General features: G+C 46.1%; 4 protein-coding genes. All 4 read left to right on the top strand.

The window, feature by feature from the left end:
- Positions 1–113: 113 nt before the first annotated feature.
- The 4 genes from ACMJ0U_RS07675 (at position 114) to ACMJ0U_RS07660 (ending at position 7,516) form a co-directional block, all read left to right on the top strand.
- Entirely contained in the window at positions 114–1,559 is a 1,446-nt protein-coding gene (locus ACMJ0U_RS07675; RefSeq protein WP_417129334.1) for a Na+/H+ antiporter NhaC family protein, read from the top strand.
- 28 nt (positions 1,560–1,587) lie between these two features.
- Entirely contained in the window at positions 1,588–2,982 is a 1,395-nt protein-coding gene (locus tag ACMJ0U_RS07670; protein WP_417129333.1) for a C1 family peptidase, read from the top strand.
- Positions 2,983–3,180: 198 nt separating this feature from the next.
- Positions 3,181–5,874: a SusC/RagA family TonB-linked outer membrane protein gene (locus ACMJ0U_RS07665; RefSeq protein ID WP_417129336.1), complete on the top strand. Its 2,694-nt coding sequence runs from the start codon at positions 3,181–3,183 to the stop codon at positions 5,872–5,874.
- 10 nt (positions 5,875–5,884) lie between these two features.
- A complete protein-coding gene (locus ACMJ0U_RS07660; protein WP_417129332.1) occupies positions 5,885–7,516 on the top strand; it encodes a RagB/SusD family nutrient uptake outer membrane protein in 1,632 nt (543 codons plus the stop codon).
- Positions 7,517–7,595: the final 79 nt, after the last annotated feature.

The following is a 7,595-nucleotide window of genomic DNA, read 5'->3' as shown; positions in this document are numbered from 1 at the left end:
TATAGGGCGAAAAATGTAAATATATATGGATATTTCATGGAAAATTGGAAAAATATTCGGAAATTTGCATTCGTTATTGATTTAGTAATGAATTTGGATTTAAACGGATAAAAATGACGCAAAAAATGAAGATTCCTTCTCCGCTGGTATCTTTGCTGCCTGTAGCGGTTTTGGTGATATTACTTTTCTTTACGATTCGCCTTTTGGGGGCCGATGCACTGGGTGGGGGCAGTCAGATTTGTTTGTTGCTGACAACGGCTTTGTGTGCCGCTTTGGGGATGAGCCGATACGGTGTGAGCTGGAAAGATATTGAACATGCCATTATCAACAATATTGCGGGAGTAAGCTCTGCTTTAATTATTCTGTTGATTATCGGTGCGCTTTCGGCAGCCTGGATGCTGGGGGGAGTGGTGCCTACCTTGATTTATTATGGAGTGCAAATTATTCATCCGAAGTTTTTTCTGGTGTCGTGTTGTGTGATTTGTGCGGTAGTTTCGGTAATGACGGGCAGTTCGTGGACCACCATTGCGACCATCGGTATTGCGCTGATGGGCATCGGAAAGGCACAGGGCTTTGAAGAAGGGTGGATTGCCGGAGCCATTATTTCAGGGGCATATTTCGGCGATAAGGTTTCTCCTCTTTCGGATACCACTATCCTGGCTTCTTCAGTGACGGACACGCCGCTATTTACGCATATTCGTTACATGATGTATACCACAGTACCTTCTGTCGTCATTTCCTTGGCTATTTTTACTGTGGCTGGATTTTCGCACGAGGCATCGGATAGTTCGCAGATTGCGGTGTTTACTACCGGACTTGCCGAACGTTTTCACATTACTTTCTGGGTATTACTGGTACCGGTTGTAACTGGAATTCTGATTGCCCGGAAGGTTTCTTCCATTATCACTTTGTTTATATCGACTGTTTTGGCCGTGGTGTGCATGCTGGTCTTCCAAACGGATGTGTTGCGTGAAGTTGCCGGTGACGGGACGAGCGGAGGGGAAGCTTTGTATAAAGGAGTTTTGCTGGCTTTGTCGGGTAGTACGTCACTTCAGACTTCTACTCCTGCGCTGACTGAACTGATTGCAACCCGTGGAATGGGAGGGATGATGGATACGGTGTGGCTGATTCTCTGTGCCATGTGTTTGGGTGGAGCCATGACGGCCTGTGGCATGTTGGGAAGCATTACACGTATGTTTGTGCACTTTACGCATAAACTGGCAAGTACGGTAACGGCGACCGTGGCTTCCGGTTTGTTCCTGAACCTGGCTACGGCCGACCAGTACATTTCAATCATTCTGACTGGAAACATGTTCAAGGATATTTATAAAAAGAACGGATATGAATCGCGTCTGCTGAGCCGGACCACGGAGGATGCCGTAACAGTAACTAGTCCGTTGATTCCCTGGAACACATGCGGTATGACGCAGGCCACGATACTGAATGTGCCTACGCTGGTATATTTGCCGTATAGTTTCTTTAACTTGCTGAGTCCGCTGATGAGTATTTTTGTGGCGTGCATCGGATATAAAATTGTACGTTCGGTAAAAAAGGATTAAGAAATAATTTTATTAAAACCATAGAAGAATGAACCAGAAACACGTAACATGGGCTGCCTGCCTGCTCGCTTTCGGGCTGACGGTGCAGGCACAGGATGGAGGCATCTCTCCGGGTATGCTGAAAAAAATTCAAAGTAGTTATCAGAATACGGCTGCCGATAAGGCGTTGCGGAACGCCATAGGTGGTACCAGCATCAAGGAACTGGCATTGAATCAGGAAAATCAGAAGGCGCTGAATACAGATTTTTCCATTAAGGTGGAATCAAAAGGAATCACTGACCAGCAGTCGTCTGGTCGTTGCTGGCTGTTTACGGGACTGAACGTGATGCGTGCCAAGGCCATTGCACGTTATGACTTGCCGGGATTGGAATTCTCACAAGTGTATTCTTTTTTCTGGGACCAGTTGGAAAAATCCAATTTGTTTCTACAGGGGGTAATTGAAACAGCAGGAATGCCGATGAACGACCAGACGGTAGAGTGGTTGTTCAAGCATCCGCTGAGTGACGGAGGTACGTTTACGGGAGTAGCCGACATTGTATCGAAATACGGTCTGGTACCTAAAGAAGCTATGCCGGAAACATACAGCAGTGAACATACTTCGTATATGTCTTCTTTGATTGGCTTGAAATTGAAAGAGTTTGGTTTGGAACTGAGAGGAAGGGTTGCCAAAGGTGAGAAGGAAGCAGTAATTGAAAAACGTAAGGAGGAAATGCTGGGCACAGTATATCGTATGCTGGTACTGACTTTGGGAGTGCCGCCGACGGAATTCGACTATGTGCGTAAGGACAGCAAAGGGAATGTGGTGGCTACAGAGCATCACACACCGATGTCGTTCTTGGAGAAATATGGTGATACGAACCTGCTGACCAACTATGTGATGGTGATGAACGACCCTTCTCGTGACTATTACAAGTGCTACGAGATTGCGTACGACCGTCATCGTTACGATGGAAAGAACTGGACATATGTGAATCTGCCGGTAGAGGAAATCAAGGAAATGGCCATCGCTTCGTTGAAGGACAGCACACGGATGTATTTTTCAAGTGATGTGACGCAGTTGGATAGCAAGCGTGGGTTGCTGGATGTAAATAATTATGATTTCGGCTCATTGATGGGGACGACTTTCGGAATGGATAAGAAAGAACGTATCCAGACGTTTGCCAGCATGTCGGCACATGCCATGACACTGATGGCGGTGGATTTGGACGCGAATGGAAAACCGAAGAAATGGATGGTGGAAAACAGCTGGGGAGCTGCATCGGGCTATCAGGGACATCTGATTATGACAGATGAATGGTTCAATGAGTATATGTTCCGTCTGGTGCTGGAAACAAAATATGTACCAAAGAAGGTGCTGGATATCTTCAAGCAGAAGCCAATACAGCTTCCGGCATGGGATCCGATGTTTGCGGAAGAAAAATGACGTCTGGGTAGAAATAACATGGCTCAGGGCTTGCTTTATCGGTAGAAATATCTTTTCTTTGTGAAAAGTAAGAAACTGATTTTAACGGGGCGTGGAGGTTTTGGTATCTTCACGCCCTTTTGACCTTAAAATAAGTATGCTATGGATAAGATGCAGCCAATATTTCAGGCTCTGTGCAGTTTGTTGCTCTTAGGATGTATGGAAGCCGGATTTCCGCTTTGTGTGCAAGGACAGAATGTAGAAGAATTGCCTCCTGATTCAATTTATACCATCGGGTACGCCCGTGGAAGTCTGAAGAATATTTCCGGCTCGGTAGAGCAGATTACGGAAAAACAGATGAATCGTGAACTGATAACTAATCCGCTGGAAGCCATTCAGGGGCGGGTGCCGGGGCTTACCATCTTGAAGAGTAACAATGGAATGGCGGCACTGGAATCGGTCCGATTGCGTGGAACGACTTCGCTGACCAGTGGGAATGACCCGCTGATTATCGTGGATGGGGTATTGGGAGATTTAACGATGCTGACTTCGGTATACCCTGCCGATATAGAGTCTTTTACGATTTTGAAAGATGCTTCGGAAACGGCGCAATATGGTTCGCGCGGGGCATCGGGAGTAATTAATATCGTGACCAAGAAAGGACGGGCAGGAAAGACGCGCGTGAACTATAACGGTAGTTTCGGCGTGTCGCATGCTTATCGCAGACTGGATATGCTTTCGGGAGCGGAATACCGCAGGTTGGCGGCAGAACGCGGATGGAGTATCCTGGACAAGGGATATGACACGGATTTCCAGAAAGCCATAGAACAGACGGGCTTACAACAAAATCATAACATTGCGTTTTATGGAGGTGGCGAGGCTTCCAATTACAGGGTGTCGTTGGGCTTTCAGAACCGTGAGGGAGTGATTCAGAATGAAGGTATGAAGTTGTTTACGGCCAATATGAATATGTCGCAGAAGATGCTCGATGGACTGATTGACTGTGAACTGGGATTGTTTGGCTCTATGAAGCGTGACCGTACGCTGTTTGATTTACAGAAGACTTTTTATTCGGCAGCGGCTTTTAATCCTACCTTTCCTGCTTTTCCAGACCCGGAAACCGGGAGCTGGGACCAGATTACGACGGCCAGCCAGATTACAAATCCATTGGCCTGGATGGATGTGGATAACCGGGAGGAAACTTCGTATTTCAGTTCGCATGCACGACTGACTTTTCATTTGCTGAAGGACTTGAAGATGGTGCTTTTCGGTTCTTATACCTATAGCACGACAGAGAATGCGCAGTTTCTTCCGACTACGGTATGGGCCAACGGACAGGCTTATCGGGGAAATAGAAAGTCGGAATCTTTATTAGGAAATCTGATGTTGACATATCAGAAGCAGTTGGGAGTTCATTTTCTGGATATATTGGCTTTAGGGGAGGTGGAAAAGGATCGTTTTCAGGGATTTTATACAACAACGACTAATTTTTCTTCCAATGAGTTAGGATATCACAGTTTGCAGGGCGGAGCATTGCGGCCTTGGGAAGGTACAGGCTCTTATTATGAGGAGCCGCATCTGGTATCATTTCTGGGGCGTGTGAATTATACATACGATGACCGCTATGTGTTGACAGTAAACCTGCGTACAGATGCGTCTTCCAAATTTGGACGGAATCATAAATGGGGCATATTTCCTTCTGTTTCTGCGGCTTGGAATATAACTAGAGAAAAGTTTATGAGACGTTTCCACCTGATTGATAATCTGAAACTGAGATTGGGGTACGGAATGGCCGGAAATCAGGGTGGCATTGATTCTTATACCACCATGGCATTGGTGCGTCCGAACGGGGTGGTTCCTGTAGGGAATTCTCCTCTGGTGACGTATGAGAGCTTGAAGAATATCAATCCGGATTTGAAATGGGAGGTCAAATCGACGTTTAATGCAGGGGTGGACATGGGATTTTATGGAAACCGTCTGTTGCTGTCGGTGAATTATTATCTGTCCAAAACAAGGGATATGTTGTATCAGTATGATGTCAGTGTACCTCCGTTTGCCTATAACAAGCTGTTGGCTAATTTAGGTTCCATGAGGAATAGCGGAACGGAACTTTCTATTGGTATTACTCCTTTGCGGACCAAAGATATGGAACTGAATATCAATGCGAACGTGACATTCCAGCGGAACAAGTTGCTGTCGCTGAGCGGTATGTATGAGGGTGAATATATCAGTGCCGCACAATATACGGCTTTGGCCGGACTGAACGGTGCGGGGCTGCATGGCGGATATAACAATATCGTGTATCAGATTGTAGGACAGCCGTTAGGAGTGTTCTATCTGCCACACTGCGAGGGACTGGTTTCAGACGGGAACGGGGGATATACTTATCAGATTGCGGATTTGAACGGAGGGGGTGTGAACCTGGAAGACGGAGAAGACCGTTATGTGGCCGGACAGGCTACTCCCAAGACTTTGTTAGGCTCCAATATCAGTTTCCGTTACAAGCGTTTTGATGTGTCGTTGCAGATAAACGGAGCATTCGGACATAAGATTTACAATGGTACGGCTCTGACGTATATGAATATGAACAGTTTACCGGACTACAATGTGTTGGCAGAGGCTCCGGAGCGAAACATACGCGACCTGACGGCGACAGACTATTGGCTGGAAAGCGGCAATTATGTGAACTTTGATTATCTGACCGTGGGCTGGAACGTGCCTATTAAAAAACAGCGTTTTTTGCACGGGGCACGTTTGGCACTGACCATTAATAATCTAGGTACAATTTCCGGTTATTCGGGGCTGACTCCACTGATTAATTCTACCTTGGTGGACAATACTTTCGGAGTGGACGACAAGCGTACGTACCCTCTCTCGAGAACTTATATGATTAGTTTAGGCCTTAACTTTTAATCCGTTTATTATGAAAAGAATATACTCAATAATATTTGCGTCATTTTCTCTTCTGTCATGGAGCTCTTGCAGCAGTTACCTGGAAGAAAATCCGAAGGATCGGCTGGATGAAGAAGCTGCATATTCTACCTTGTCAGACGTGCAAAAGAATGGAGTGCTTTCGTTGTATAATTACGTGGGCGGATATGCCGACAGTCAGGGCCTTCAGGGTACGGGGCGAGGTATTTATGATTTGAATACGTTTACTACCGATGAGGCCATCATGCCTACACGTGGAGGGGACTGGTATGACGGCGGGTTCTGGCAGGGATTGTATCTGCATCGTTGGGGGGTGAATAATGAAGCCATCTATGCCACATGGGAATATCTGTATCGTACGGTGATTTTGTGTAATGGTTCTTTGGAGAAAATCCGGGCTTTTGCGGAAAAGCACCCCGCAGAGAGTGTGGCAGATTGTGTAGCCGAAGTACGGGCATTGAGAGCCATGTTTTATTATTATATCATGGACCTTTTCGGGAGTGTTCCGCTGATTGAGAAGAGTAACCCTTCGGCTGAAGATATTGTTCAGGAAAAGCGCTCTAACGTGTTTAATTTCATTATAAAAGAACTTACGGAATCTTCTTCTTTCTTGAGTGGGGAGAGGAGCAATCAACCCGGAGTTTATTACGGGCGAATGACACAGCCTGTGGTGTGGTTCCTGTTGGCCAAACTGGCATTGAATGTAGAAGTTTATGCCGATGATGACTGGACAGACGGAATCCGCCCGGACGGAAAATCTATCTTTTTCGAAGTGGAGGGGCAGCGGCTGAATGCCTGGCAGACGGTGAACTATTATTGTGAGAAGATTACGGCTGCAGGATATACTTTGGAAAATGATTATACAGCTAATTTTGCGGTGTTTAATGAATCCTCGAAAGAGAATATTTTTGTCATTCCCATGAGTAAAACTTTATACACCAATCAGTTTATCTATTTATTCCGTTCGCGCCATTACAATCATGCCAAGGCCTATGGCCTGAGTGGAGAGAATGGTTCGTCGGCAACGAAGGAGGTGCTGGAAACCTTTGGCTACGATACTCCTCAGGTGGATGCCCGCTTTGATTATTGTTATTTCGCCGGGCCGGTAAAGGACTTGGAGGGTAACCAGATTTTGTTGGACGACGGAGTTACTCCTTTGGTGTATGAACCATGGAATGTGGCGCTGGATGTGTCAGGCAAACCGTATGAGAAAACAGCTGGAGCAAGAATGAAAAAGTACGAAGTGGACAAAACTGGACTCAAAGACGGGAAATTGCTGGATAATGACATTGTGCTGTTCCGGTATGCGGATGTATTGCTCATGCAGAGTGAGGCGAAGGTACGGAACGGAGAAAATGGCGATGCGGAACTGAATCTGGTGAGAAGCCGGGTAGGCATGGCTCCAAGAACAGCTACACTAGAAAACTTACTGGACGAGCGTATGATGGAGCTGGCTTGGGAAGGCTGGAGACGGCAGGATATGATTCGTTTTGGCGTGTTTACCCGTTCATATAGTTTCCGTCCGCAGCTTCCGGAAGAAGAAAACGGTTATACCACAGTCTTTCCGATTCCGGAAAAAGTGATTGATATGAATCCTCAACTATGTCAGCACGAAGGATATTAGGTAAAATTTTGCTTTCTCTATATGGCAGAATACCCCCTTTTGTCATAGTTATTTAATATTTGCCTTTCGATATAAAGAA

It is taken from the genome of Phocaeicola sp. (assembly GCF_048170425.1).
Lineage (GTDB): Bacteria > Bacteroidota > Bacteroidia > Bacteroidales > Bacteroidaceae > Phocaeicola.
The sequence above is the reverse complement of the archived record's forward strand: the minus strand, read 5'-3'. Positions and strand labels throughout refer to the sequence as shown.

Excerpts from the sequence above, each read along its gene's own strand:
- ACMJ0U_RS07675 (WP_417129334.1), top strand. The coding sequence starts at position 114 with ATGACGCAAAAAATGAAGATTCCTTCTCCGCTGGTATCTTTGCTGCCT.
- ACMJ0U_RS07670 (WP_417129333.1), top strand. The coding sequence starts at position 1,588 with ATGAACCAGAAACACGTAACATGGGCTGCCTGCCTGCTCGCTTTCGGG.
- ACMJ0U_RS07665 (WP_417129336.1), top strand. The coding sequence starts at position 3,181 with ATGGAAGCCGGATTTCCGCTTTGTGTGCAAGGACAGAATGTAGAAGAA.
- ACMJ0U_RS07660 (WP_417129332.1), top strand. The coding sequence starts at position 5,885 with ATGAAAAGAATATACTCAATAATATTTGCGTCATTTTCTCTTCTGTCA.